Annotated in this window: 28 protein-coding genes and 1 tRNA gene; 13 read left to right on the top strand and 16 right to left on the bottom strand. The window is 59.0% G+C overall.

The window, feature by feature from the left end; genetic code table 11:
- Position 1 precedes the first annotated feature (1 nt).
- A complete protein-coding gene (locus tag ACMGFM_RS03920; RefSeq protein ID WP_436901134.1) occupies positions 2 to 775 on the top strand; it encodes a fumarylacetoacetate hydrolase family protein in 774 nt (257 codons plus the stop codon).
- A 38-nt stretch (positions 776 to 813) separates the two neighbouring features.
- Here the strand turns inward: ACMGFM_RS03920 and ACMGFM_RS03915 are convergent, their stop codons facing one another.
- From ACMGFM_RS03915 to ACMGFM_RS03900, 4 genes are all read right to left on the bottom strand, one after another.
- Positions 814 to 1,197 carry a Zn-ribbon domain-containing OB-fold protein gene (locus ACMGFM_RS03915; protein ID WP_436901133.1) on the bottom strand — a complete coding sequence of 128 codons (384 nt, stop codon included), beginning with the start codon at positions 1,195 to 1,197 and terminating at the stop codon, positions 814 to 816.
- Positions 1,194 to 2,363: a thiolase domain-containing protein gene (locus ACMGFM_RS03910; protein WP_436901132.1), complete on the bottom strand. Its 1,170-nt coding sequence runs from the start codon at positions 2,361 to 2,363 to the stop codon at positions 1,194 to 1,196. Before ACMGFM_RS03910 ends, ACMGFM_RS03915 begins: the two co-directional genes overlap by 4 nt.
- The gene (gene fabG / locus ACMGFM_RS03905) at positions 2,360 to 3,103 is read right to left on the bottom strand and encodes a 3-oxoacyl-ACP reductase FabG (RefSeq protein ID WP_436901131.1); all 744 of its coding nucleotides are present in this window, start codon (positions 3,101 to 3,103) and stop codon (positions 2,360 to 2,362) included. The genes ACMGFM_RS03910 and fabG overlap by 4 nt, the downstream gene beginning before the upstream one ends.
- A gap of 209 nt (positions 3,104 to 3,312) precedes the next feature.
- Positions 3,313 to 3,795 carry a DUF309 domain-containing protein gene (locus ACMGFM_RS03900; protein WP_436901130.1) on the bottom strand — a complete coding sequence of 161 codons (483 nt, stop codon included), beginning with the start codon at positions 3,793 to 3,795 and terminating at the stop codon, positions 3,313 to 3,315.
- Positions 3,796 to 3,854: 59 nt separating this feature from the next.
- Between ACMGFM_RS03900 and ACMGFM_RS03895 the strand changes: the two genes are divergently transcribed.
- On the top strand, positions 3,855 to 5,216 hold the full coding sequence (locus tag ACMGFM_RS03895) for a restriction endonuclease (protein ID WP_436901129.1): 1,362 nt from the start codon (positions 3,855 to 3,857) through the stop codon (positions 5,214 to 5,216).
- Here the strand turns inward: ACMGFM_RS03895 and ACMGFM_RS03890 are convergent.
- Complete coding sequence (locus ACMGFM_RS03890; RefSeq protein ID WP_436901128.1) at positions 5,213 to 5,716, bottom strand: CinA family protein; 504 nt, start codon at positions 5,714 to 5,716, stop codon at positions 5,213 to 5,215. The genes ACMGFM_RS03895 and ACMGFM_RS03890 overlap by 4 nt on opposite strands.
- Before the next feature lie 87 nt (positions 5,717 to 5,803).
- Here ACMGFM_RS03890 and aroA point away from each other — a divergent pair, with 87 nt between their 5' ends.
- Entirely contained in the window at positions 5,804 to 7,087 is a 1,284-nt protein-coding gene (gene aroA, locus ACMGFM_RS03885) for a 3-phosphoshikimate 1-carboxyvinyltransferase (protein ID WP_436901127.1), read from the top strand.
- Here aroA and ACMGFM_RS03880 read toward each other — a convergent pair whose 3' ends face one another.
- A complete protein-coding gene (locus tag ACMGFM_RS03880; protein ID WP_436901126.1) occupies positions 7,088 to 7,555 on the bottom strand; it encodes a hypothetical protein in 468 nt (155 codons plus the stop codon). It lies immediately after the preceding gene.
- A gap of 104 nt (positions 7,556 to 7,659) precedes the next feature.
- On the opposite strand from ACMGFM_RS03880, the gene ACMGFM_RS03875 reads away from it, so the two are divergent.
- Positions 7,660 to 8,370, top strand: a complete 711-nt coding sequence (locus ACMGFM_RS03875) for an SDR family oxidoreductase (RefSeq protein WP_436901125.1) — start codon at positions 7,660 to 7,662, stop codon at positions 8,368 to 8,370.
- A 28-nt stretch (positions 8,371 to 8,398) separates the two neighbouring features.
- Here ACMGFM_RS03875 and ACMGFM_RS03870 read toward each other — a convergent pair whose 3' ends face one another.
- Complete coding sequence (locus ACMGFM_RS03870) at positions 8,399 to 8,698, bottom strand: DUF424 domain-containing protein (protein ID WP_436901124.1); 300 nt, start codon at positions 8,696 to 8,698, stop codon at positions 8,399 to 8,401.
- A 2-nt stretch (positions 8,699 to 8,700) separates the two neighbouring features.
- On the bottom strand, positions 8,701 to 9,444 hold the full coding sequence (locus tag ACMGFM_RS03865; protein WP_436901123.1) for a tetratricopeptide repeat protein: 744 nt from the start codon (positions 9,442 to 9,444) through the stop codon (positions 8,701 to 8,703).
- A 51-nt stretch (positions 9,445 to 9,495) separates the two neighbouring features.
- On the opposite strand from ACMGFM_RS03865, the gene thpR reads away from it, so the two are divergent.
- Both thpR and ACMGFM_RS03855 read left to right on the top strand, forming a co-directional pair.
- Positions 9,496 to 10,047, top strand: coding sequence for an RNA 2',3'-cyclic phosphodiesterase (thpR, locus tag ACMGFM_RS03860; RefSeq protein WP_436901122.1), 552 nt, complete (start codon positions 9,496 to 9,498; stop codon positions 10,045 to 10,047).
- A gap of 59 nt (positions 10,048 to 10,106) precedes the next feature.
- The gene (locus tag ACMGFM_RS03855; protein ID WP_436901121.1) at positions 10,107 to 10,472 is read left to right on the top strand and encodes a TRAM domain-containing protein; all 366 of its coding nucleotides are present in this window, start codon (positions 10,107 to 10,109) and stop codon (positions 10,470 to 10,472) included.
- A gap of 130 nt (positions 10,473 to 10,602) precedes the next feature.
- On the opposite strand, the gene ACMGFM_RS03850 is transcribed toward ACMGFM_RS03855, so the two are convergent.
- Positions 10,603 to 10,687: transfer RNA gene (locus ACMGFM_RS03850), tRNA-Leu, on the bottom strand.
- Positions 10,688 to 10,787: 100 nt separating this feature from the next.
- On the opposite strand from ACMGFM_RS03850, the gene ACMGFM_RS03845 reads away from it, so the two are divergent.
- Positions 10,788 to 11,717 carry a biotin--[acetyl-CoA-carboxylase] ligase gene (locus tag ACMGFM_RS03845; RefSeq protein WP_436901120.1) on the top strand — a complete coding sequence of 310 codons (930 nt, stop codon included), beginning with the start codon at positions 10,788 to 10,790 and terminating at the stop codon, positions 11,715 to 11,717.
- A gap of 1 nt (position 11,718) precedes the next feature.
- On the opposite strand, the gene ACMGFM_RS03840 is transcribed toward ACMGFM_RS03845, so the two are convergent.
- Both ACMGFM_RS03840 and ACMGFM_RS03835 read right to left on the bottom strand, forming a co-directional pair.
- Entirely contained in the window at positions 11,719 to 12,156 is a 438-nt protein-coding gene (locus ACMGFM_RS03840; RefSeq protein WP_436901119.1) for a universal stress protein, read from the bottom strand.
- 44 nt (positions 12,157 to 12,200) lie between these two features.
- The gene (locus tag ACMGFM_RS03835) at positions 12,201 to 13,223 is read right to left on the bottom strand and encodes an amidohydrolase family protein (protein ID WP_436901118.1); all 1,023 of its coding nucleotides are present in this window, start codon (positions 13,221 to 13,223) and stop codon (positions 12,201 to 12,203) included.
- A 78-nt stretch (positions 13,224 to 13,301) separates the two neighbouring features.
- Between ACMGFM_RS03835 and ACMGFM_RS03830 the strand changes: the two genes are divergently transcribed.
- The gene (locus tag ACMGFM_RS03830; RefSeq protein WP_436901117.1) at positions 13,302 to 14,168 is read left to right on the top strand and encodes an alpha/beta fold hydrolase; all 867 of its coding nucleotides are present in this window, start codon (positions 13,302 to 13,304) and stop codon (positions 14,166 to 14,168) included.
- A gap of 6 nt (positions 14,169 to 14,174) precedes the next feature.
- Here ACMGFM_RS03830 and ACMGFM_RS03825 read toward each other — a convergent pair whose 3' ends face one another.
- The 3 genes from ACMGFM_RS03825 to ACMGFM_RS03815 form a co-directional block, all read right to left on the bottom strand.
- Positions 14,175 to 15,692 carry a methyl-accepting chemotaxis protein gene (locus ACMGFM_RS03825; protein ID WP_436901116.1) on the bottom strand — a complete coding sequence of 506 codons (1,518 nt, stop codon included), beginning with the start codon at positions 15,690 to 15,692 and terminating at the stop codon, positions 14,175 to 14,177.
- Between the two features lie 364 nt (positions 15,693 to 16,056).
- Positions 16,057 to 17,073, bottom strand: coding sequence for a tyrosine-type recombinase/integrase (locus ACMGFM_RS03820; RefSeq protein ID WP_436901115.1), 1,017 nt, complete (start codon positions 17,071 to 17,073; stop codon positions 16,057 to 16,059).
- The gene (locus tag ACMGFM_RS03815; RefSeq protein ID WP_436901114.1) at positions 17,070 to 17,471 is read right to left on the bottom strand and encodes a DUF5805 domain-containing protein; all 402 of its coding nucleotides are present in this window, start codon (positions 17,469 to 17,471) and stop codon (positions 17,070 to 17,072) included. Before ACMGFM_RS03815 ends, ACMGFM_RS03820 begins: the two co-directional genes overlap by 4 nt.
- A gap of 1,842 nt (positions 17,472 to 19,313) precedes the next feature.
- On the opposite strand from ACMGFM_RS03815, the gene ACMGFM_RS03810 reads away from it, so the two are divergent.
- Both ACMGFM_RS03810 and ACMGFM_RS03805 read left to right on the top strand, forming a co-directional pair.
- The gene (locus ACMGFM_RS03810; RefSeq protein WP_436901113.1) at positions 19,314 to 20,708 is read left to right on the top strand and encodes an ATP-binding protein; all 1,395 of its coding nucleotides are present in this window, start codon (positions 19,314 to 19,316) and stop codon (positions 20,706 to 20,708) included.
- Positions 20,709 to 20,847: 139 nt separating this feature from the next.
- Positions 20,848 to 21,000 carry a hypothetical protein gene (locus ACMGFM_RS03805; RefSeq protein ID WP_436901112.1) on the top strand — a complete coding sequence of 51 codons (153 nt, stop codon included), beginning with the start codon at positions 20,848 to 20,850 and terminating at the stop codon, positions 20,998 to 21,000.
- Positions 21,001 to 21,124: 124 nt separating this feature from the next.
- Here ACMGFM_RS03805 and ACMGFM_RS03800 read toward each other — a convergent pair whose 3' ends face one another.
- Complete coding sequence (locus ACMGFM_RS03800; RefSeq protein WP_436901734.1) at positions 21,125 to 21,565, bottom strand: NUDIX hydrolase; 441 nt, start codon at positions 21,563 to 21,565, stop codon at positions 21,125 to 21,127.
- 130 nt (positions 21,566 to 21,695) lie between these two features.
- Between ACMGFM_RS03800 and ACMGFM_RS03795 the strand changes: the two genes are divergently transcribed.
- The 3 genes from ACMGFM_RS03795 to ACMGFM_RS03785 all read left to right on the top strand — a co-directional run bounded on the left by ACMGFM_RS03795 (position 21,696) and on the right by ACMGFM_RS03785 (position 22,687).
- Complete coding sequence (locus ACMGFM_RS03795; RefSeq protein ID WP_436901111.1) at positions 21,696 to 21,935, top strand: DUF7533 family protein; 240 nt, start codon at positions 21,696 to 21,698, stop codon at positions 21,933 to 21,935.
- Between the two features lie 379 nt (positions 21,936 to 22,314).
- Positions 22,315 to 22,599: a DUF7344 domain-containing protein gene (locus ACMGFM_RS03790; protein ID WP_436901110.1), complete on the top strand. Its 285-nt coding sequence runs from the start codon at positions 22,315 to 22,317 to the stop codon at positions 22,597 to 22,599.
- Positions 22,532 to 22,687, top strand: a complete 156-nt coding sequence (locus tag ACMGFM_RS03785; protein WP_436901745.1) for a hypothetical protein — start codon at positions 22,532 to 22,534, stop codon at positions 22,685 to 22,687. Before ACMGFM_RS03790 ends, ACMGFM_RS03785 begins: the two co-directional genes overlap by 68 nt.
- Before the next feature lie 26 nt (positions 22,688 to 22,713).
- Here the strand turns inward: ACMGFM_RS03785 and ACMGFM_RS03780 are convergent, their stop codons facing one another.
- On the bottom strand, positions 22,714 to 23,685 hold the full coding sequence (locus tag ACMGFM_RS03780) for an NAD-dependent epimerase/dehydratase family protein (RefSeq protein WP_436901109.1): 972 nt from the start codon (positions 23,683 to 23,685) through the stop codon (positions 22,714 to 22,716).
- Positions 23,686 to 23,728 lie beyond the last annotated feature (43 nt).

The following is a 23,728-nucleotide window of genomic DNA, read 5'->3' as shown; positions in this document are numbered from 1 at the left end:
TATGAAACGCGTCAGATTCCGCGACCCATCGGGGAGCGTACGGACCGGCCAGTGGCTCGACGAGGACGGAAACACGGCAGACACAGCAACGGCTGGGGCGGGGGGCCTCGTTGCCTTCGGCGGTGAAACCTACGACCCAGAATCAGTCGAGATTCTCCCGCCGGTCGAGCCCTCGAAGATTGTCTGCATCGGACGGAACTACGCCGACCACGCCGACGAGATGGGCTCAGACGTGCCTGACCGCCCGCTGCTGTTCCTGAAGCCACCAAACACGGTGACGAGCCACGGGAGTACCGTGTCGCTGCCCGCTGGCAAGGACCGAATCGATTACGAAGCAGAATTGGGTGTCGTCATCGGACAGCAGTGTCGCAATGTCGAACCCGAGGACGCGATGGCTGTCGTGTCGGGATACACCTGTGTTGTCGACCTCTCGAACAGAGACGACCAGCGCCAAGAGCAGAACTGGGTGCGCGGGAAGGCGTTCGACAACGCTGCTCCGATGGGCCCGGTTGTTGCCGATACGCAGCACGTTCCCGAAGACGCGAGTGTCGAACTATGGGTCAACGGTGAGCAACGCCAGTCGTCCTCGCGGGACCATCTCATCTTCCCGATTCCGGAGTTGATCGCCGAAATTACCGAGCATCTCACCCTCGAACCGGGTGACGTGATTGCGACAGGTACACCCGAGGGTGTTGGTCCGCTCGCAGATGGGGACACGGTGACCGTCGAGATCGAGGGTGTCGGACGGCTCGAACACAGCGTTTCGGTTCCGTAACTGCAGTTCGGCTTAGCTAAAAAAGTTAACGTCGCCGGTCAGGCTGGCTCGAAGATAACGAGGCGTTCGTCCGTGGTTTCGGTACGGTCGACACCAATCGTAACTTCTTGACCAGCCTCAACGTCGCCGGGTTCCATCCCCCGGATCTGTCCCGTGACACTCACCGGTCCGAAGTCGACGACAGCGACGACGAACGGCGCGTCGTCGGCAAAATCCGGCGCTGCGACGTGTGTCTGTGTGTACGTCTCAATCTCGCCGGTCTCCGGAAGTGGTGCTTCCGTGAGTTCCTGCGAGCCAGTTGCCGGGTCGATTCGTTTTGGCGGCAGCGAGCCATCGCCCTCTGGCCCTTCGAGGTAGTACGGCTCACCTGCTTCGATGGCGTCGAGGAAGTCGTCGTATCCCTCATTGCGTGCGTCGCTCATGCGTCCACCTCCTCGAGAATGTGGACGACACAGCTTGCGACCGTGCCACCCGCGTTGTGTGTCAGTCCAACCTCCGCGTCGGACACAGCCTCACTGTTGACGTGGTCCCCGCGCAGGAGTTTGGTTAGTTCCGAAATCTGTGCACAGCCTGTTGCACCGACTGGGTGACCTTTGGCCTTTAGCCCGCCGGAGAGATTCACCGGCAGGTTGCCGTCGATGGTCGTCTCACCCTCGCGCGCTGCAGTAATCGCCTCTCCGGGCTCGTAGAAGCCGAGGGATTCCAGCGCGAGCGCTTCGGCGATGGTGAAACAGTCGTGGACCTCGGCGACGTCGATGTCGTCTGGTCCAACTCCGGCGTCTTCGTAGGCAGTCTCACCAGCCTCGACTGCCGCAGGTGTCCGTGGAATCGAGACGCGGTCCTGCAGAGCCAGCGAGTCTGAGCCCTGTCCGACGCCGGTAATCTTCACGTCTGTCTCGATGCCCTGGTCCTGCACAAACTCCTCGCTCATCAGCACGGCGGCGGCAGCGCCGTCGCTCATCGGCGAGCAGTCGTACAGCCCAAAGGGCGCACTCACTGTCGGCGCTTCGAGCACATCTTCGACCTCGATAGCTCGGTTGAACTGCGCGAGGTCGTTCTCGACAGCGTTGGCGTGGTTCTTGACAGCGATGTGAGCGAGGTCCTCGCGCGTGCCGCCGAACTCGTCGAAGTAGCTGTTTGCCATCAACGAGTACGCACCGGGGAACGTGACCCCGGCGTTGACTTCATACAGCGCGTCGGCGGCCGCCGAGAGTGCTCTGGTTCCGTCCGGTGTCGAGAGATTTTTCATCCGCTCGGCGCCACCCACGAGGACGACATCTGCCGCGCCGCTGCGGACGTGGTTGACGCCATAGCGGACCGCAACCCCGCTTGAGGCACAGGCCGATTCGATCCGTGTGGCGGGGGCCGAAATACCTGCGGCGTCGGCCATCAGCGGCCCCTGGTGGCCCTGTGTCTCGGCAAATTCACCCATGAAATTACCGTAAAACAGCTCTTCGATGGCGTCCGGGGATACCCCAGAGTCGTCGAAGGCTTCGCCGGCCGCCTGCGCGAACATATCGCGCGCTGTTCGTTCGGGTGAAGAGCCGAACTTCGTCATTCCGACGCCCGCTACGTGGACGTCTGTCACCACTCCATCCCTCCGTTGACTCCGAGTATCTGCCCGGTCATGTAGCTTGACTCGTGACTCGCTAGGAAGCGAACGATGCCCGTAATATCTTCGACCTCTGCGAACCGGTCGAGCGGGATGCGTTCGAGAATCTGTTCGCGCACGCGGTCCGGAACGTCAGCGAGCATATCAGTCTCGACGAATCCCGGCGCGACACAGTTGGCCGTCGACCCGTCACGAGCCATCTCCAGTGCAATCGTTCGGGTGAAGCCGAACAGCCCGCTTTTCGTCGTCGCGTAGTTTGCCTGTCCGTAGTTTCCCTGCTGACCGACAACGCTCGAGATGTTGATCAGGCGGCCCTCGTTCGCCGCTCTGAGGTCTTCGTAACAGGCTTTTGTACAGTTGAACACGCCCCCGAGATTGACATCCATAACCTTCTCCCACTGCTCTTTGGACATCTCGTCGAAGGTCGTATCCTGCGTGATACCGGCGTTGTTGACCAGCACGTCAACATTGCCAAACTCGTCGCTGGTTGCTTCGTACATCGCCTGCACTTCATCGAAGTCCGAAACATCTGCCTGTGCAACAACCGCCCGTCCCGGCCCTTCTTCGATAACGTCGCGTGCTGCGTAGGCTGCGTCTTCGGATGACCGGTAGTTGATGACGACGTTCGCGCCGTGTTCACCCAGTTCTTCGGCGATGCCGCGGCCAATTCCGCGCGATCCGCCAGTTACCAGGCAAGTTCTATTTTCGAGTAGCATTCTTTCCCCTACGTATCGCTTCAACTGGCAACAACATAAAAGTAGTTTATTTTACTATTTATGCTGAACATTGATTATACTGCTCAATGCCGCTCAAGATATCAGGCTTTCCCGGAGAAAAACAGTAACTGGCCCGTCAGAGGAGACACAACCGGAGTCTGTGAAGTGGCGGGCTCCACTGGATGAGAGTGGCACAGAAGCAGAGGGCGTTAATCGAGATCGTCCGCGTAGGCGTAATCTGCCGGCGTCGCTTCGTTGATTGTTCCATCTAGCTCAATCTGCCACCCGGCTAACACAGCAGGGTCATCGAGCGCGTTCGTCAGCGTCGTCCGCACGTCGAGAATATCGACACCGTAGAAATCTGCGGGCGGCGCGCGGAGATACTGTAGCGCCGTCTCGAAGAGGCTCCGCATTCCGTCGTCATTTTCAAAGCCGAAGTGTTTGTATGCGCCCGCTGCGACCTGCACCATTCCGCGGGCGAAGGCACTCTCGACAGTGCCGCGGCCGTAGTTGTACCACTCGTCTTCGAAACAGTCGTGCGACTCGTGGTACGCCCCGTCGTTGAACAGCGCAATGCCGTGGACAGTCGCTCGTCGGAGAGTTGCATGTTCCCACCGGTCTTCCTCGGCCAGCCACCCCGGTACCGCCTCTGGCGGGCTATCGACTCCCTCGGCGTTGGTGTGGTCGTCCATCGATACTCCGTAGGAGGGTGAGACACTTATTTGTGAGTTCAGTCCAACGACGGTAGGTAGTGACTATACTGGACGAGCTCTCGGGGTTCGAGTTCGAGGACGTGATGGAAGATGTGTTCCGCAATCTCGGCTACGAGAACGTCCGGCAGGCGAGTCGTACGGCCGACGAAGGCCGCGACATCATTATGGAGGAGACTGTCGACGGACAGCGCCGAACAGTCATCGTCGAGTGCAAGCACACCGATACAGTCGGTCGGCCAGTCGTCCAGAAACTCCACTCGGCAGTCGCAACCTACGACGGAGCGGGACCGAAACGCGGGATGGTCGCGACGACCGGGCGGTTCACCGGCCCTGCAACCGAGTACACAGAGAATCTGGCCGAAAGCGGCGACCCCTACCCAATCGAGTTGCTCGACGGCACCGACCTCCGAGAACTGGCCGACGAAGTTGGCCTCGACCTCTACAATGGCCGGATCGAAATTCTCTGTGACGAGACGCTCCGACCGTACGACCCAACTCGCGGGCCCGCGGGTGCAGTCGAGGACGCGTTTCGTGACGTTGAGAATATCGAGGCCGCGGACCTTCCGGACCCGGAACTGTGGGTGCAGTTCCAGCCAACGGTTACAGTAGACGCTACCGTGAACGCAACCTTCGAGACCAGCGTCGGTGTCATCCACCAGATTCGCGACCGCGACCAACTTGTCGTCGACGCCGCACGCGACGGCGCGTCGACACCACCACCGCCACTCGCTCGTCTGGTTTCGAGCAACCTCGACCAGCGTATCGAGTTAGATGAAGCGGACTTGTGCGACGTGTTTACCGAAACCGACGTTGGACGGTTCGGCCAGACCGAAACCGAGTACAAAGAGTATGCAGTTGACCACCTCCGGCGGAAACACACGACGACGGTGACCTACACCGGCGATAACAACGTCACCTACAACAAGGAGTGCGAGCCGAACCAGTCAGATATCTCGGTTCAGTCGATAACCGCGAGTTACGTCCCGCGAATCCGAGCGAGCGTGGAGTTCGATTCCTCCACCTACCAGTACGAGTACTACGCCGCCGGGCCATCACGGTGGACAGTCGACGATGGAGTACACCGCTGTCAACAGTGTGGCGAGACAGACAGCGGGCCATTCACCTACTGTCAGAACTGCCAGAGCATCAACTGTCCCGACCATATCGAGACCGAACGGCTGGTTGGCGAGCCAGTGTGTACTGGCTGTGCCGTCACTGAGCGGTTCTTCTACAGCCAGAAATACTTCTACGACGAGACGAACCGCGAGCAGTTCCGCGCAGAGTACGAGGCGATGCCGTTCTACGAGAAAGCGCTCGAGAACGAGCCGTTACTCGCTGGCATTGTTGTCTCGGTAGTTGTTGCCGTGCTGTTCGCGCTGACGAGCGCTGGCCTCGTTTAGGACAGCGATTCGACGGCTTCGATGAGGTCAGTCAGCGCCTGGCGGGCGAACTGGTCTTTGTTCTCCAGGCGGTCACCTTTGAACTCGTACCGATTCGCCGCGACGGACTCCTCGCCGTCCTCGAAACAGGCGGTTCCGATGAACACCGTTCCGACCGGCTTCTCGGGCGTGCCGCCACTGGGGCCGGCAATACCTGTCGTCGAAACACCCCACTTTGTGCCCGCGTTCTCGCGAACGCCGCGAGCCATCTGGCGGGCGATTTCGGCCGACACCGCGCCCGTCTTTTCGAGGGTGTCGATTTCCACGTTCAGCAGGTCCAGTTTCGCGTCGTTGGAGTATGTCACGATAGAGCGCTCGAAGAAGCGACTCGCGCCGGGGACGTTGGTGAACTTCGAGCCGACCAGCCCGCCGGTACTCGATTCTGCGACCGCCACCATCGCGCTGTCCTCGGCCAGCGCGGTTCCTGCTCGCCGGGCGAGGTCGGCGTCATCCTCTGTCATGACCTACTATTCGGGAGGCACCGAAATGAAACCGACGGTCTTACTCGGTCCGGCAGTCTCAAGACCCCGGCCACCCACCCGCCAGACATGGACGTGACGATTTCACAGTCGACGGTCGAGGGCGCGGCCCAAGCCCCGCCGTCGAAAAGTTACACGCACCGCGCGATTCTGGCGGCGGGCTATGCCGACAATACGACAGTTTCCGACCCGTTGCTAAGCGCCGACACGCGCGCAACGATGCGCGCGGTCGAGGCCTTCGGCGGCACTGTCGAATACGACGAAGACGCCAATCAACTCGATATCGAGGGGTTCAGTGGAAATCCCGAGACACCCGACGACGTGATTGACTGCGCGAACAGCGGGACGACAATGCGGCTCACGACCGCCGCGGCAGGACTTGCCGAGGACCTGACTGTGCTGACGGGCGACGAGTCACTACGGTCCCGTCCACAGGGTGCACTCTTGCGCGCACTCGACCAGTTGGGCGGCCGCGCGGAGAGCACACGCGCGAACGGGCAGGCGCCGCTGGTTATCGGTGGTCCAGTTACCGGCGGCAGTGCGGCCATTCCCGGCGATGTCTCCTCGCAGTTCATTACGGCCCTGCTGATGGCGGGGGCTGTCACCGACGCCGGAATCGATCTGACACTGCAGACTGAACTCAAATCCGCGCCGTACGTCGATATCACCATCGAAGTGCTGGAGGCATTCGGCGTCAGCGCGCGGCAGACTGCCAATGGCTTTGCTGTCGGCGGCTATCAGGAGTACGACGCTGGCGACGGCTACAACGTGCCGGGCGATTTCTCCTCGATTTCCTACCTGATCGCGGCGGGCGCACTCGCCGGCGGCGAGGTGACAGTCAGTGGGGCCTATCCCAGCGCACAGGGCGACCAGGCCATCGTCGATATTGTCCGCGATATGGGCGGCGATGTGTCGTGGGACGAATCGGCCGGAGAACTCACCGTCACTGGCAGTGAACTCACCGGAACAGCGGTCGATGTTGGGGATACGCCCGACCTCCTGCCGACCATCGCGGTGCTCGGTGCCGCTGCCGACGGCGAGACACACATCACCAACTGCGAGCACGTCCGCTACAAGGAAACGGACCGCGTGAGCGCAATGGCCGAGGCACTCACGAAGATGGGTGCAACCGTCGAGGAGACACAGGAGACGCTCACGATCGATGGCTCGGAGACAGAACTGTCGGGTGCAACCGTCGACGGGCGAGCAGACCACCGGATTATCATGTCGCTCGCCGTCGCGGGCTTGATTGCGGATGGCGAGACGACGATTACTGGTGCAGAACACGTCGACGTGTCCTTCCCCGACTTCTTCGAGACGATGGCCGACCTCGGTGCGGTCGTCTCGCGGTAATCACCACCGGACGTAGAGTTTCCTGAACACGTAGACACCGGCGAGTAACCAGACCGGCACCCACTGAAACTGCGGAATTCCGTCGGCGAGCGCACTGCAGATGATACTGAGGCCAACCAGACTCGGGTAACCCTGCCGAAACAGCCTCGACGGCGCGGGGTTGGTCAGAAGTACAAACCGGACAGCCTGCAGGAAGAACACCACGCCAACAAGCCCGACATACGTGCCGAGTTGGGTACTGTCGAACCGACAGCACAGCAGCAGACAACTGAGCCCGAGTATTGTCAGGACGACTGCAAGTGGTTCGTCAGTTGACAGCCGATCCCGGTACTCGACCCAATCGACGACACCGATTACGACTGGCAAGGCTACCAGCGCAGCGACCGCTTCCAAGGCAAGCGCGGCGATGACGCCGAACAGAAACGCGCCGTACAGAATATCGGCCCCCCTCGGTTCCGGCGTCTCCATCGTCTCCACTATACTGCGGGACCCAACTATAGCCACCGGTCTCCCTGCCGGCAAGAGCGACCCTCGCCAAAGTGACTATGTGACCGGCGGCCGAACGTATTCGTATGTCAGCCGAATTTGACTTCAGCGGCGATGTGGTACTGGTCACGGGTGTCGGCGGCGCGCTCGGGAGCGCGATTGCTGAGGCCTACCTCGAAGCGGGCGCGACTGTCTGCGGCGCTGACCTCGTCGAGCCAGACAGCGACGACTTCTTGCTCGACGACCCGGACCGAATCGACTTCTATCAGGGCGACTTCACCGACGAGTCAACCGTCCAATCGACTATCGAGGAGATTGTTGACAGCCACGGTGGCCTCGATTATCTCGCAAACATCGCCGGGACGTGGCGCGGCGGCAACCCGATTCACGAAACAGACGCTGATACGTTCGATTTCCTCTTCAACGTGAATCTCAAGACGATGTTTCTGGCGTCGAAACACGCACTCCCGCACTTGCAGGACAGCGAGGGGGCAATCGTCAGCGTCTCGGCCCGGTCCTCGCTGGAGGGCGGGGAGGGCGACGGAATCTACCGCGCAACGAAGGCCGGCGTTCGCATCCTGACCGAGACGATTGCCGAAGAAAATCTCGGAACTGTCCGGGCAAATGCTGTCATGCCGAGCGTTATCGACACGCCGATGAACCGCGACATGATGTCCGGGAGTGACTTCTCGAAATGGGTCGACCCGAAAGATATCGCTGCTGTCTTTCTGTTTCTCTGCAGTGACGCTGGCTCCGTCACCAGCGGCGCGGCGGTGCCAGTCTACGGCGAGGCCTGAAGGGACCGCCCCGTGACTGCCGCTCCGCTCACAGCCACAGCAGTTGTGCGTGACGGGTGCCGTCGATATCGAGGACGTTTTCCTCCTCGACGAAGCCGTGTTCCAGCGCTAGTCCAACGGCATCCTCACCGACGATATTCGCGACGGAACACTTTGCGAGGCTGCCGATAATTGCCTGTTCGTCTGCCGGTTCGCCCTTGTAAAACTCCTCGTTGACAGTGAGTGAAAGCTCTCCATTCTCGAAGGTTTCACCAAGCAGGTCAGCGTCACAGACCGAGACGAGTCGGCCCTTCCCAGTGTCACGCTCGGTCAGTAGTAACTCGCCCATCGTCACTCCTTCAGCTGCTCGCCGATGACCTCCTCTTCGTTGTCGGCGCGCATCTCCTCCGCTTCTTTGGCCACTTCTTCGGCACGTTCGTCTTCGCCCATCTTCTCTAGAGCGATTGCTTTCTCTTCGAGCAGGTCGGCACTGCGGTAGCCGAGTCGAATCGCATTGTCGAAGGCGTTGAGTGCGTCCTCGGCGAGGCCACGCTCGTTGAGGAAAAAGCCGCGATTGTACCAGGCCTGGCCAAATCGTGGGTCGATCTCGACAGCCCGCTCGGCGTGTTCGAGTGCTTCTTCGGTTCGACCGAACTCCCACAGCGCGTACGCGAGGTTCGTCTCTGCTGTCGCCGCGTGCTCGGAGTCCTCGTCCATCTTGATTGCTTCTCTGTATGCGCCGATGGCGGCGTCGTACTCTTCCAGTTCGGCGTGGGCAACGCCCTTGTTGACCCACGCTTCCTGCTCGACAATTTCCTCGTCGGCGTAGCGAGCGGCACGCTCGAAGGTTTCTGTTGCTCGCTCGTGGCGGTTGATTCGGATATAATCGAGTCCGACGTCGATCAGTTCTGCTGGGTCAACCTTGTCTTTCGCGAGGTTGCTGTCATCCAGCAGGTCAGCAACGCCATGAGAGTCGACAGGGTCGACTTCGTCGGCGTCAACGGTGAGTTCCGGGGGATCGATATCGAATCCCTCGTAGGGCTCATCGAATCCCTGCCCTTCGGAGAATTCGTGGTCCTCTCGCTCGTTGGTCATACCAGATATTCGCGTCGGGGAGCATTAAGACCTGCGTCCCCTACTTCTGGTATGCGATTGTTTGTCAGCGCCGACCTCGACGGACTCGCCGACCCCATCGCCGACCTCCAGTCAGCGTTCGAAGGTGCCAGTGGACTCCGGTTCACCGACCCGACACAGACACACATCACGCTCAAATTCCTCGGCGAGACCGACCAAGAACGGCTGGACGAACTGACCGACGCTATCGAAAATGCGGTTGCGGACGCTGACACTGGCCCGTTCGAGGCAGAGATTGGTGGCCTCGGTGTCTTTCCACACCTCGACTACATCAGTGTCGTCTGGGTCGGCGTCCGCGAGGGCAGCGCGAAACTCGCTGCGCTCCACGAGGCTATCGAAGCGCAGACGACAACACTGGGGTTCGACCCCGAGGACCACGAGTTCACACCGCACGCGACGCTGGCGCGCATGGACCACGCCGGGGGGAAGGACCTCGTCCAGGATGTCGTCGAGAACCGCGACCCAGATCTCGGTACGGTCGCGTTCGAGGAGATCAGGCTCACAGAGAGCACGCTCACGGAGGATGGGCCAGAGTACTCGACTGTCGAGTGCTTTCCACTGTGACGGCGCGACGGTGGTCCTGTGGCCACGAGAGTTAACAGGGAGTGTGCCAATGCCTGGATGTGCAACAACTCCTCGCTGGCGTGGCTGCTGGCTCGTTTCTGGTCGGAGCAGTCATTTTCTACAAGATTGGGAAGTACCGCGGCCGCTCGGTCAGCACGGCCGAACTCGAACGCGAACAGTCTCGTGACGCACACGACGACGCGGTGGAGCGCGAACCGCCGGTCGATATCGGCGACACCGTTACTGTCGGAGTCACGGAATTTCGCTCACATCACTCCGGTGACCGACAGGCCGTCTGCAAAAAGGAAGGATTCGTCATTTTTGTCGATGAGTTCTCACAGGGGACGGAAGTTGGCGACAGTCTCGACGTGACTATCACCTCGTTCGGTTCGAACCGAACCTCCGCAGAGGCGGTCCCAGCGTAGCGTTACTGCTGGTGCTCAGAGAGTAGCTTCGGGAAAAGTTGCGTGGGTGCTGATCCCTGAAGGGATATGCACCCGCACTTTTGTTCGCCCGTCGTACAGTGCATCTCGCACCGGACGAGCAAACGACCAGTGCGTGGGACCGGATTTGAACCGGCGGACCCCTACGGGACAGCGCCCTCAACGCTGCGCCGTTGGCCTGGCTTGGCTACCCACGCACGCCTTGTGCATTCCACCGTTTTCCCGGGGAAGTAAAAGGACTTTCCTTTCCGCCCCGTCGGGGCAACGATTGTATGCCCGGGGACTGTACCGCGTCGTATGCATCCGACACGGGAGCAGGTACTCGCCGCCATCGCTGACGGGCCCGTTGGTGGGCCTGCCATGGCCGCTCGGCTCGATATCTCGCGAGCGGCGGTCTGGAATCACGTCGAAGCCCTCCGCAAAAACGGCTTCGAGATCGAGAGCGCGGCGGACGGCTACACCCTCGCCGGCATCCCCGACTACGGCGGACCAGCACTCGAATACGGGCTCGACGCACCCTTCGAAGTCGAATATCACGATGAGATAGCGAGTACGAACGAGCGCGCGCGGGAAGTAGCCGCCGAGGGACACTCGGATACCGTCGTCGTTGCTGACAAACAGACCGGCGGGCGAGGCCGACTCGACCGCAAGTGGGCCTCGCCGAGTGGGGGAATCTGGCTGTCGGTGCTAGTACGACCAAATGTTCCGCCGGCACAGGCACCAGTCTACACGCTTATTGCTGCCGTCGCGACGGCGCGGGCAGTCAGAGCCTCTGGCGTCGAGGCGACGATCAAATGGCCCAACGACATCCGTGTCGACGGGAAGAAACTCGCCGGTATTCTGACCGAGATGGAAGGCGAGGCCGACCGAATCTCGTGGCTTGTCGTCGGTATTGGCCTCAACGCGAACCTCGATGTCGAGCAACTGCCGGGCGACCAGCCAGCAACCACACTGCGGGCCGAAACTGGTGATGTCGACCGCCGGACTGTGGTCCAGCGTCTGCTCACAGAGTTCTGGACGCTGGCGCAGTCTCCCCCCGAGACCACGCTCGACGCATGGCGAGAATTAACCGACACGATTGGACAGCGCGTCCGCGTCGACACCCCGACAGGAGAGGTCGTCGGTGAGGCGGTCGATATCACTCCGCCCGGCGCGCTCCTCGTCGAGACTGACGATGGAACACGTGAGATAACTGCAGGCGACTGCGAACATCTCCGGCCCGCGTGAACTATTCGAGGTGCCCGCTGACTCTGATAGTCATGACTGGGATGTCTGCGGACCGAACAACGCGGCCGGCAACGCTGCCCAGCAACAGTCGGTCAACTCCCGAGCGACCGTGTGTCCCCATGACGATGAGGTCACAGTTGGTGTCCTCGGCGTAAGCGATTATTTCCTTCGAGGGTGAGCCATCGACAACAGCAGCTTTCGTCGGAATCTCGCCGATCTGCTCACGGGCCGCTTCGATGGCCTGTTCACCCTGCTGGTGCAAGGCGCTGTTGACACCTTCCCACGACGATTCCAACGGCAGGTCTGATAGCGCGGCGGTATTGGCGACGTACAACACGTGCACCGTTGCGTCGTGGATATCCGCCAACTTTCGGGCGTGCTCGATGACAGGGCCCATCCCCTCGGAACCGTCTGAAGGCAGTAGGATATTTTCGTACATCGTCTGGACCTTCGCCCGCCGCTGCCTTAACGCTAGTTGACAGTTCAGCTAGTGGATGTGACAACTTGCTTGACATCATCGACGCCGGCCCGGCGAACTGCCGCCCGTCGAGGATCCTGCGCACCGGTGAGATTGTCCGAGTCACCGTCGAGGACGAGCAGATTGCTCGGTCGCCCCGGTTCGACAACGCCGCAGTCCAGCCCAGCAATCTCTGCTCCGTTGACCGTCGCCATCTGAAGCACTTCGACAGTCGAAACATCGAACAGTTTAGCCGTGAATTCCATTTCCCGGAACATCGACGGACTGTTCAAGAAGACATTGTCTGTACCGAGGGCAACAGTCGTTCGGTCGAGCAACTCTCGCAGGGGCGGAAGACCAACGTCGGTGACTGCGTTCGAGCGCGGACAGACGACAACAGGAACCTGGCTGTCTGCCAGACGTTCGAGATGGAGGGGCTCAGGGTGAACCATATGGACCAGAAAGTCAGGCTGGAGGTCCAGCGCGGAGTTGATATCGCTGCTGTCGACTTCGCCGGCGTGGATACCGAACAATTTGTCGGCCTCGGCCGTCTCTGACCGCTCGACGCTGAAGTCCCCGTCGTTGGCACCGCTTGCGCCGAAGCCGTCGGCTGCCTGCATCGCCTCGATTGTCTCTCGACCCAGTAGTACCGATTGGATATCCGTGCCGTCCAGTGCCGACTCGATAGCTCGGACTCCCTCGAGGCCGCCTTCGCGGAATTCGACAAACGCTGCGGTGCCGGCTGACTGCATGAACCCAAGTGTCCGTTCCATCGCAGCGACGAGTTCCTCGCGACTGGCCTCGTCCAGCAATCGATGTTTCAATCCATCTGGTGGCGCGACGAGTTCTTCGAGCGACAGCCCCTCACCTGCTTCCTTGGCTATCGAATCACCAATATGAGTGTGTGCATTGACAAATGCCGGCAAGATGATATCCTCGGTGTGGGTGGCACGCTGTTCAATATCGTGTATCTCGCCATCTTCGACGATGACGCGGCCCTCGACAGGCTCGAACTCTCGGCCCCGGAGGATTGTCCCTTCGAGAATCATACGCGTCATTCGAGTGCTGGCCGTTTTAACGCAGCGGCTCCCCCGGGTTACTTCTACGTGCCCGCGCACAGTCAGGCTATGTCATCCATGCCGGAGCTAAATCATCGAACGATAGCGACCAATGGAATCAATCTCCACGTCGTCACCGCTGGCCCGACAACCGGTGACCCAGTCGTCTGTCTGCACGGCTTCCCCGAGTTCTGGTACGGCTGGCGCCACCAGATACCGGCGCTTGTCGACGAGGGCTACCGCGTGATTGTGCCAGACCAGCGTGGGTACAACCTTAGCGACAAACCTGAAGGGCTCGACGCGTACCGCTTGACCGAACTCGCTGCCGACGCGGTGGGACTCCTCGAAACGCTGGGCTACGATGAAGCGCGCTTTCTCACACACGACTGGGGGGCGGCCGTTGGCTGGCAGGTCCTGCTCGAATACCCGGAGTACGTCACGAAGGCGGTGACGATGAATATCCCGCATCCTGCGGTGTTCGACGAATATCTCTTCGGTGATGTTCGCCAGACCATTAACAGCACCTACATGTTTATGTTTCAGGTCCCGGGTCTCTCTGAGTGGGCACTGACGGCGGGCAACTGTCGCGGCCTCAAACTCTTTCTCGATATGACGAACAGTCCCGACGCATTCACCGCGGAAGATATCGAGTTGTACCGCGAAGCGTGGCAACAGCCCGGCGCTGCGACGGGGATGTTGAACTGGTATCGCTCGTTACTGCGCCGCGACCCCGGTGGTGTGCCCTCGATGACCGTCGAGCCAGAAACGCTGGTCATCTGGGGGACACAGGACACGCTCCTGCGGGCGAGCATGGCTGAAGATAGTCTCGAGTTCTGTCCGAACGGTCGCCTCGAACTCGTTACGGATGGGACACACTGGCTTCACCACGAGTGTGTGCCGGAGGTTAACGGGCTCGTGACCGACTTTTTCGAGTGAGGACAGTCAGGAGCCGTCGTGAACCTGTGCGTCATCCCAGGACAGGTCGTCATCAGCGTCGTCGGTTGCTCCGTCATCGACTTCGGCGTCTTCCCACGCAACCTCTTCGTCCACTGTCTCGTCATCACCCGCCCCGCCGGCTGAATCTGACTCTCCGCCGGCGTCGACCGCTGTGTCATCCCACGAAAGTTCCTCGTCGTCGCCCGCTCCAAGGGTGTACTCCTCGATGTGACCGTCGAGGTCACCGGCCCCATCTGCGAGTCGGTCCATCTGCACCGACACCTCCTGCAACATAGTGGTCTGGACAGTGGTCGCCTGCGCAACGTCATCGACTTCTTCGACCGTCTGCTCGCTGAGTTCCCGAACGTCTTCGACCATCGTCAACACTTCTTCGGTGCTCTGGGTCTGCTCGTCAGTAGCCGTGTTAATCGCCTGCACACCGTCATTAGCTTCTTCGACGAGGTCTGCCGTTTCTTCCAGTGCCGTCATTGCCTCTTCGATAGTTCCAGTGCCGGCGTCGATTTGCTCGCCCATCGCTTGGACCTCCTCGACGGTCGCCGTGGTCTCCTGCTGAACCTCTTCGATCGTATCAGTGATATCCTCGGTCGCCTGGCCTGCCTCCTCGGCGAGATTTTTGACTTCATCTGCGACGACAGCAAATCCCTCGCCCGCTTCGCCGGCACGGGCGGCCTCTATCGAGGCATTCAGCGCGAGCATGTTCGTCTGGTCGGCAATATCGTCGATCAGGCTGACGATGTCGCTAATCTCTGCGATGCGCTCTTCGAGACGAGACACCTGCTCGATTGTCGTCTGCGCTCGTGATTCGATGGTCTCCATCTCCTCCAGCGCTTCACCAGCGGCGTCACGACCGGTCCGTCCGTATTCTGCGGCGGTTTCTGACGTGTTCGCTACCTCGGTTGCCGAGGAGGCAATCTCCTCGATTGTGGCCGAAAGTTGGCTCATCTCGCCGGAAATCTCGTCGAGAAGGTCGTACTGGTTACCGGCATTATCCCTGATCTCCTCGATTGACTCGTCGACATCTTCGCTCTCCTCTTTGACCTCTCTGGTCGCGGCCCCCATCCGTTCGGTCTGGTCGGCAACTTCTCCGGAGAAGTCCTCTAACTCCTCTACGGTGGCGCCGAACGAGACGAGCATCTCGTTGAACGCTTCGGCGGCCATCGTGGCAGTCTCACTCTCACGGTCAGTGTCCAGTCGTGGCGTGAGGTCACCCGCAGCCACTGTCTCCATTGCCTCGGTTACCTCCGTCAGTGTCGCTTCGATGTCCTCGTCGGCCCCGACAACCGAATCGGGCCCCGATAGCCCCTCACCGGATTGTTTTGTTCCGCCGTCGGCGCGGAGTCGACCGTACTGTGCTCCCCTTTGGTCTCCTTCGTGGGATTCCATCTTCTGGATAGCCCCAGCAGATGGCTCTTCACCCCGGTTCGATTTTTCGGCTGACCCGGTAGAGCGTTCTTCTCTCCCGAAGAACGGAATCCAGTGAGTGACAGCTCCCTTGTTAGGCATTATCAAGCCGAATGGTGTGGCGATACTAATAGCTGCGGGAGCGATTATCGGCTTTTGAATTGCGGGTGAGCTGACCGACAGGGCCACAAAATCACCCGCTGGTCTTCGTTCGTAACCCGTTCATCAAGACGCTCGGCTTTCTGCTCGGTAGAGAGACTAAGACGGACGATTTTTGATGGTTAATCTTTCGAGATTAGCAGACGCGACTGACTGCATTCAGTATATCGTTATATGATTTACGAGCTGAATTTCAGACAGCACTCGAACGGTCGAATTGTCACGCCCAGACCACAATATGGTCGTACTGCCGATATTCGAGGTGAGAGATGAACGGCGTTCGCGCGCTGGAGAACCCGGCCGAGATTCAGAGCAGTGAATAAATCTGTTTCTGGTAGACTGTTCTGATACGGTCGCCCCAGTCGTGGGTGTACGTATCGATGACGTCAGTAGCAACGTCGCCTCGGAGGTACTTCACGACGCCACGGTCCCCCGTCCTATCTCGGAGATGTGTCGTGAAGAAGTGTCGAAAGTAGTGCGGCGTTACGTTTTCCTCGGGCCCACCGTGGTCTCGATACCACCCGAACTCTCGGGCATGACGCTCGACGATGTGGTGAACCATGTCCGGCGTCAGCCGCTGCCCCCACTGTTCTGCTGTCGAGACGAACAGCGGGTCTGCCTCTGAAACAGGGTCGGGGCGGACCTGAAGCCAGGTATGCAGAACCGTCTCAAGTTCCTCGTCAATCGGTATCGTTGTTGCACGCTTGCGCTTGTTCGAGGCAGCCCGGCGCTCGCCGTTGTACAGCGACCCCGCAGTTGGCGTATCGTCGACATAGACCGAGTTTGGCCGCCCATCAATCCGTGGTCGAATCTCACTGTCCTGGCCTGCTAGCGAGAGGTCCCGGATGTCGAGATTGCAGAGCTCGCCGGCTCGCATACCCGTTTTCAGTAGTGTGAGAATTGTAGCGCGGTGCAGCGGATGTTCGACGCTTGCAACGAATTCCCGCATTTCTCCCACGGAGATGTCTCGTCGTGCTGGGTCGGTATTGATCCGTTCGTCCATCTCTTCGACGACAATCGACATCGGATTCTCGGTGAATTCGTCGACCCGAATCATGTAGTCGTAGAAGCGGTTCAGGTACGACGCGTACGTTGCCACAGTGCTTTCTTCGAGTTCGCCCCGCAACTGGTGAATATAGGCCATGCAGTCCCGATGGTTCGCCTCGTCGACAGCCAGTCCGCGTGAGTCGAGATACTCAGAGAACTCCGTTAACACGCGCTCGTAGGCCATCTGTGTCCGTTCAGACTTCCCCTGGTAACCAATGTCTTCGATAAAATACTCGACGTGGGACTGCTCTGTGGAGCTCTGGTTCAGCTTGCTCATGCGTCTTCCACCAGTACGTATCCATCCTCACGACCGCTGTACCTGATCTGGTTCGAGCCCTGTAGCTCTTGCAGTGTGTCGTCTAACCGACTCTCGATATCGTCAGTGAGTGCTGAGAGCATCTCTTCCCACGCTAACGCCTCATCCTCGTCCAGCAGCGCCAGTACTTCATCGCCTAGCGATTCATCCTCACTCGAATCTGTCTCTGTCGCAGTGGCGTTCGCCAGCTCAGGGTCATCGCCGATCTGTCGGCGGCCAGCCTGTACCATTGTCCGAACGAACTCGCTGCGAGACATATCGAGTCGGTCAGCGTGGTCGTCCCAGAGTTCTCGTTGGTACGTTGGCACGTACGTCTGGACGACCGCCCGTGATGTGTCCTGGTCTGATTCAGCGCCCATACTGGCCGTCTCACACGCCTCCCACATTAATCTGATGTCACACACCCATCTAAAAGCCCTTATTTGTGTATCTAATACCCTATACTGGCGTAGTCTGTGGTCAACTACAATAATTGAATGCAGCTACACATCTAAAATATCGGGCTCGACTCACCACAGTCGACTTCACTAGACTGAGAAAATTTGAGCTCCGATTTGGTGTCGAATACTCTTGATTGTACTGTCGTGCCCTCTTGGCTGTGAATCCGTGTGTTTGGTCTGGATGACGCCACAGGATGCAGGTATTAAATGGGGATGTATATCCGGGGTTTCTGCCCTGACTAGTACATCAATTGACAGTAGAACGCGCGAAAACACAACAGGTGAAGTGAGTGGCCCGTCCAGAGGGCGAATCGAGTACATCTTTTGCGTAGTCTGATTTTGAGTGCTGGAAGAGATCGATGTCTGGAACGGATTCCACGATGGAGGGTGGTACTTGTTTCGTCTACGCCGCTGCGTCGAGTGACAGAAACTTATCGTTGGTTAGTCCCGGCGGCAGACAAATCAGCCCAACAGGAAGAGAGCCAGCATTGAGAGATGACGCCAGTTCAATCGAACACGATAAAGACGACGTGTGCGACAGCCATCCTCGCCTCTGGACTGCTTCTCGGGGCCAATGTCTGTCAATTCCCATTCGGCCTAGTTACCGAGAACCACGCTACATTCTCCACAGTCCGTTACATCCCTGCTATATCGAGAGAAAGGGCATCCACGGGAGTCACGGAGAACCCGGGTACCAGAATATCAGCCGACCTGCTCGTAACCACTCGCCCACTAAGCACGTATTATAGGCCGATACGGTGCGAGCTACCGAAAGTGCACTCAGAGACACATCCGTACCCTTTCGAGTCTAATGGGAGGACTGTACCTTTACTCACTCGTGCTACTCACGGATTGGTTCGTGAACTCTCTATTCTGCCTACCTCACTCAGCACCTCGTCCGGCATTCTAAGCAGCCAATACCAGGACTAAACGTACCTGACCGCGCAATCAGTTAGCGGTTGAGAGAATCTGTGACCACTCCCTCAACTTGTCTCAACATCGCGTAAACGGCTAGGAAGAATGCGGGGGCGACGATAGGCAATCCAATTGCGCCCCACATGGAACCAATCACAGCGACGAAATGGAGTACCATCAACTGGAGAAACAAGTACGCAGACCGTAGAGAAACACCAGTGATCTCGAATTTCTCGTCGACCAGACCCATACGTCGGGGTTACTACATCGTGGCATATGTTTCTGAATTACGTGTTGTCCTCGTAGTTCCCACTCACAGGGGGGTTGAAACCAAAACAGATCTCAAGGCCGAATTTCAACACAGGGGCCGGTTCTGAAGTGACGAGAGCCAAGTTTTCGATGTGTGTGAACCATGGATCGGTTCACCATTCTGACCGCGCAGAATATATTAGCCTGAGGCATAATCACTTCATTCTTATTGCCATTTTCTCACACAGAATTCGTGGCTCTGCCACAGATAAAGTATATAACGATATATCAACTTCGGCAAGTTCAGTTGCGAATGCCCCGCTAAGCGTTCACGGATTCATCCAGCTTTGACGCTTCACCCCTGGATTCTGACCCCGATCTACTACTGAGACCTATCAGAAAATGCGACTACCAGCGAGGAACTGAGAAATTACCCGAAAAATAGCAGTGCTGCCTACTGATGAGTCTCCTGAAACGCAATACTCGGGATCGAGATGATAGCTCAAATTATGCAAATCGTGTTCAGACATATCGTGTTCAGACATATTGTGTTCAGCCGTCGGAATATTTATGAAATCGGAGAGCGGATACCCGTGCATGCCACCCTCGTTCGTCAACCGTTCGGAAGAGCTGTCGCGGATTCAGCGGGCTTACGAGAGCGAGTCCGCTGAGTTCATCGTCGTCCTGGGACGCCGGCGAATTGGAAAGTCGGCGCTTGTCCGCGAATCAATCCCCGACGAGAATACCGTCTACTACCAGGCCACACGGGATACTGCCGCGGTTCAGATCTCTGACTTCATCCAGGAAGCTCAAGGGGCGTATCCAGGAATTGAGCGGATTCGGGAGGACTGGGAATCACTGCTCGGGTATCTCGGCGATCAGAACGCCACGGTCATCATCGATGAGTGGCCGTTCCTCGTTGAGGCAGATAGTAGCGTTCCCACGAACTTCCAGCGCGTGTGGGACACGGAACTCGAAGAGACGGAGATGACGCTTGTCTTAGTCGGGTCGGCAATCAGCATCATGACGAACAAAATCACGGAGCAGGATGCCCCGCTGTACAACCGAGACACGGTTCGATTGGATCTCGCACCGCTCTCGCTCGGTGATGCAGCCCCGTACTACCCTGCCACGACGGACGACCCGATTGGGGTTCTCGAAAGTTGGAGTATCTTTGGCGGGACACCATTCTATCTCCAGCTCATTTCGCCGGACGAGTCGCTTGCGACGAACGTAAACCGGCATATTATCAGCCAGCACGGCCGCCTGCACGGTGAGCCGGAGACCATTCTTCAGACTGAGAGTGTGCGGAAACCGGAGCGATACATGAGTATTCTCCGGGCGCTCGCTGATGGAAACCGCGAAACGGGCGAGATCGCCGACTACGCTGGGTTCGATGACTCGCGTGGGGTGTGGCGGTACGCTGAGCGACTGAAACAACTCCGGGTGATCGAAGAAGACCAACCGGTTACAGAGGAGACGTCGAGCCCGAAACGATATCGGATTCAGGAACCGTTGTTCCGGTTCTGGTTCCGGTTCCTCTACGGGAAGAACCCGCAGCACATCACTGCTGACGATCCGTTCACGGAGCAGATTCGCCCGGACTTTCCGGCCTACGTTGGCCGCGTCTTCGAGGGAGTGTGCCGTGACGCGCTCCCGGTGCTGTTCCCGGAGGCGTCGTTCAGTCGGATTGGTGGGTGGTGGGACTCGGAGGGGGAACTGGATGTCGTTGGGCTCGATCACGCTGGGCGCATCATCGGTGGTGAGTCAAAGTTCACCGCGAGTCCGATGCATCCGGGACACCTGGACGATGTCGAAACCAGAATGGAACGTATTGAGTGGACAGCACCGAACGAGTCGGAAGCAGCCCGACAGTACTGTCTGTTTAGTCGGTCTGGATTCACCGATGCACTGGAAGAAACCGCGCAGACCCGAGACGACGTGCATCTGTTTTCGGTAGCGGACGTTGTGACTGCTCTCACAGACTTATAACAGGTTATTTCTCCGAGAGCTACTGCGAACGTATCCCGTGAACGTTTCGTGTCGTTCGCAACTCGACCGGCAAGCCACGCGAGAATTATTGTCGATGCTCACAGACGAGAACTACCGTACACCTACCCCCGACTGTTATATGCTTCTCTCGCCTGGCAACCCTGGTATTTCCTCAGAACTGTTTCATTTCGGGACCCGTGAACCAGAAGCCACGGCTATCATGCGCTCGGAGTTCGAGCGAATCAACGACGACGTGGACCGGCCAGTCGTGCTCGAAATTGGGAGAATTTGAGTCGATTTGCCGGCGTTCGGCGGCAATTCTCTGCACAGCTCCAGCAGCAGCCCTCAGTGATCGTTCAGATACAGTAGTATCGTATTAGTCACAACTATCGTGGCAACTAGGAGGCGACCACTACTCAGGAAAGCGTCGGTAGGGAGAGCGTTTCGAGGAGGTGTCGAGCGGGGAGCAGCGTGTTCGGTGGAAGTTCATCGACGGTCACCCATCGAGCGTCCAGAATACTGGCGGACAGATTTGGGACGGCTGGAGCGGTTAGGCGGCAGTGGAAGAGTTGCCACTTGGAGACGGCCCGGCCGGCGCTCACATGTGCGTACCACAGTGTTCTGAGCTGTGACCGGATCTGAGCCGAACACTGCAGTTCTTCTCGGAGTTCCCGTACCAGCGCCGTTGGGGGTGTCTCATCGGGGCGAACACCGCCACCGGGCAGCGTCCAGAACCACTGTCCATCGCCGTGGCGTTCGTTGACGATCAGTATCCGTTCATCTGTCGTCAGAAGGGCTTTTGCACTGACACGGTAGCGGGAGTTCTGGGTGTGTTGGTGAGTGGCCTCGCTCGATATACCGTCGCTATTGCGTAGTGGGGTACTTAGCTAGTGAGCTAGTAACCGTCTTCTGCCCGCCAGAACTTCCTGACTGCGAGAACAGAGCCAACCGCGTGGCTTTTGTTCACACCGCGACTACGACCCAGTAATGTCGTGGGGAATCTTGGATCTGCTGGGCTCGGCGGCCACGTTCGTCTTCGCAGCGCCACTCGCACTCGCCGGGATCGAACTGCTGGTCCGTGGGAATCTGGTGATTGGCGCCAGTCTTCTGAGCGTGGCGGTGGCGATGGTGCTCGTCGACCAGTTCGTCACGACGCCTGGCGACCTCCCGACGATGGTAGCCAGCAAACTCGCTGGTTCGGTTGCCCGCCCACCCGACGATGAGTAGTTTCTACGGTTGTTCGTCAGGTGTCTCTCCCTTCGACAAGCGGTTAATAGTCATCGCTGGCAGGGAACGATGAGCAGTTGACGCCGGTCTGGGTGCAAATGTGAGTGGTTAGCAGGCTACGCGCACGGAGATGTTACTACCCCGCAATAGCACTGCAGTGTGTCACCAATCAACGTGTATCCGTCAGGGGGAGGGAATAACTGTTACCGTGTATCGCACAGATTTGATACTCGAACTGGCCCAGCAACTACGAACAACAACGACCCACCAACCGGCTCGAATAACTCTCAGACAATGTCGACGCTACTGTCTGAAACTGAACGGACTGCAGTCCGGAGCCTGCTGTACGACGCCGGGAAGGCCCCACGAGTGAATCAGAGTGGGGGATACCATCTTCACCGTCATTTCTCACCCTGCTCGACGCTACGTCCTCACGTACCTGCTCCGTGCAGAAGGATACGTGACCATGGGAGAGATCGTCGACTACGTCATCACTTCCACCGATTCCAGCACAGACCCGCAGGAACTTCGTCGTGAGGTGACGGTTTTACATCATCCAAAGCTACGCCGACCCGACCGCGACGGAACTCAGCGTCATGGTGCTGTACGCTTTCACCGCGGTCTATCTCCTGCTCGGAATTGGACTGATCGTTGTCTGCCGTGACAGCGTGAGCCAACTCGTCGGCCGCACGTATCGGGCAGGGCTGTCGGCTCTCGGCGGCGACACGACACGATCGGACCACGCGGACTGAGTGATGTTGGTCTCAATCGACGTAAGTTACAACGAATCGAGCACCTCCTGTTCCGCCGCACGGTCTGGTCCCGGGTCTCGCTCTGTTTCGCCATCCCACGGGACCGTCCGCTCGATCGACTCCGCGGGGGTGACCGGCGCCCAGCCGATTGCTTTCAGCTTCTCTGTCGAGAGGATGTGGACGTTCGGATTGTACAGCGGGAAATCGGTCGGTGCAAGCTCTGCCTCCGCGAGTTCACGGCCGTTTGCCCAGACGAACTCTGGGTCGGCCCCCACTGCGTCTGCAGTCTGTTCGAGCAATTCCCGGAGCGTGAGCACACGGTGGTCACCGGCATTGTAGGCCTCACCTGGGACACCGTGTTCGCCCACCTGCCGAATCGCTCGGACAGTGTTGTAGACTGAGACGAGATGGTGGATGTTGGTGCCGTCGCCGGGGGCGAGCACGCGGTCGGACGATTTGATACGGTCGACCCAGTACTTGTACCGGCCAGTGTAATCGTACGGACCGTAAACGATAGTGGGTCGCACGCTCATCGCGTTAACCCCCTCCTCGGCTGCCTCGAAGACGATTCGGTCACCCTCGGCTTTACGGGCGCCGTAGGTCTCGTGGCTATCGTCAACGGCCTGCTCCTCGCTGCAGGGCCGGAGCGCCGTTTCGTCTTCGCGCTTGGGAATCGTATCTGGCTCGTAGGCCGCGCCGCTGGAGATGTAGACGTACGCTTCCACGTCATCGAACACGTCGACGGCCATATCGACTTCACCAGGGTAGTAGGCCACGCAGTCGACGACCAAGTCGGGCGCAACCGCTTCGTTGGCTTCCTTCAGCGCGGCACCACTGGTCCGGTCGCCGGTGTACTGTGAGACGTCGTCGTGGTCAGCAAACGGGTTCTCGCGTGTCCCGCGGTTGAACAGCGTTACGTCGTAGCCGGAATCGAGCAGTTCCTCTGTGAGGTGACGGCCGATAAATCGCGTTCCGCCGATAATGAGTGCCGTGTCCATACCCACGATTCACGCGGCCGGGTTGAAAACGCCGCGGTCCCGG

This window comes from Halovenus halobia (assembly GCF_051414135.1).
GTDB classification, from domain to species: domain Archaea; phylum Halobacteriota; class Halobacteria; order Halobacteriales; family Haloarculaceae; genus Halovenus; species Halovenus halobia.
The sequence above is the reverse complement of the archived record's forward strand: the minus strand, read 5'-3'. Positions and strand labels throughout refer to the sequence as shown.

What these genes read in the sequence shown, in the direction of transcription:
- ACMGFM_RS03865 (WP_436901123.1), bottom strand. Translation starts at nt 9,444, where the DNA reads ATGACCAACGAGCGAGAGGACCACGAATTCTCCGAAGGGCAGGGATTC.
- fabG (WP_436901131.1), bottom strand. Translation starts at nt 3,103, where the DNA reads ATGCTACTCGAAAATAGAACTTGCCTGGTAACTGGCGGATCGCGCGGA.
- ACMGFM_RS03795 (WP_436901111.1), top strand. Translation starts at nt 21,696, where the DNA reads ATGTCGTGGGGAATCTTGGATCTGCTGGGCTCGGCGGCCACGTTCGTC.
- ACMGFM_RS03875 (WP_436901125.1), top strand. Translation starts at nt 7,660, where the DNA reads ATGTCAGCCGAATTTGACTTCAGCGGCGATGTGGTACTGGTCACGGGT.
- ACMGFM_RS03785 (WP_436901745.1), top strand. Translation starts at nt 22,532, where the DNA reads ATGGTGCTGTACGCTTTCACCGCGGTCTATCTCCTGCTCGGAATTGGA.
- ACMGFM_RS03805 (WP_436901112.1), top strand. Translation starts at nt 20,848, where the DNA reads ATGCTTCTCTCGCCTGGCAACCCTGGTATTTCCTCAGAACTGTTTCAT.
- ACMGFM_RS03825 (WP_436901116.1), bottom strand. Translation starts at nt 15,692, where the DNA reads ATGCCTAACAAGGGAGCTGTCACTCACTGGATTCCGTTCTTCGGGAGA.
- ACMGFM_RS03820 (WP_436901115.1), bottom strand. Translation starts at nt 17,073, where the DNA reads ATGAGCAAGCTGAACCAGAGCTCCACAGAGCAGTCCCACGTCGAGTAT.
- ACMGFM_RS03835 (WP_436901118.1), bottom strand. Translation starts at nt 13,223, where the DNA reads ATGATTCTCGAAGGGACAATCCTCCGGGGCCGAGAGTTCGAGCCTGTC.
- ACMGFM_RS03840 (WP_436901119.1), bottom strand. Translation starts at nt 12,156, where the DNA reads ATGTACGAAAATATCCTACTGCCTTCAGACGGTTCCGAGGGGATGGGC.
- ACMGFM_RS03890 (WP_436901128.1), bottom strand. Translation starts at nt 5,716, where the DNA reads ATGACAGAGGATGACGCCGACCTCGCCCGGCGAGCAGGAACCGCGCTG.
- ACMGFM_RS03780 (WP_436901109.1), bottom strand. Translation starts at nt 23,685, where the DNA reads ATGGACACGGCACTCATTATCGGCGGAACGCGATTTATCGGCCGTCAC.
- ACMGFM_RS03845 (WP_436901120.1), top strand. Translation starts at nt 10,788, where the DNA reads ATGCATCCGACACGGGAGCAGGTACTCGCCGCCATCGCTGACGGGCCC.
- ACMGFM_RS03870 (WP_436901124.1), bottom strand. Translation starts at nt 8,698, where the DNA reads ATGGGCGAGTTACTACTGACCGAGCGTGACACTGGGAAGGGCCGACTC.
- ACMGFM_RS03880 (WP_436901126.1), bottom strand. Translation starts at nt 7,555, where the DNA reads ATGGAGACGCCGGAACCGAGGGGGGCCGATATTCTGTACGGCGCGTTT.
- ACMGFM_RS03920 (WP_436901134.1), top strand. Translation starts at nt 2, where the DNA reads ATGAAACGCGTCAGATTCCGCGACCCATCGGGGAGCGTACGGACCGGC.
- ACMGFM_RS03900 (WP_436901130.1), bottom strand. Translation starts at nt 3,795, where the DNA reads ATGGACGACCACACCAACGCCGAGGGAGTCGATAGCCCGCCAGAGGCG.
- ACMGFM_RS03810 (WP_436901113.1), top strand. Translation starts at nt 19,314, where the DNA reads ATGCCACCCTCGTTCGTCAACCGTTCGGAAGAGCTGTCGCGGATTCAG.
- ACMGFM_RS03815 (WP_436901114.1), bottom strand. Translation starts at nt 17,471, where the DNA reads ATGGGCGCTGAATCAGACCAGGACACATCACGGGCGGTCGTCCAGACG.
- ACMGFM_RS03915 (WP_436901133.1), bottom strand. Translation starts at nt 1,197, where the DNA reads ATGAGCGACGCACGCAATGAGGGATACGACGACTTCCTCGACGCCATC.
- thpR (WP_436901122.1), top strand. Translation starts at nt 9,496, where the DNA reads ATGCGATTGTTTGTCAGCGCCGACCTCGACGGACTCGCCGACCCCATC.
- ACMGFM_RS03830 (WP_436901117.1), top strand. Translation starts at nt 13,302, where the DNA reads ATGTCATCCATGCCGGAGCTAAATCATCGAACGATAGCGACCAATGGA.
- aroA (WP_436901127.1), top strand. Translation starts at nt 5,804, where the DNA reads ATGGACGTGACGATTTCACAGTCGACGGTCGAGGGCGCGGCCCAAGCC.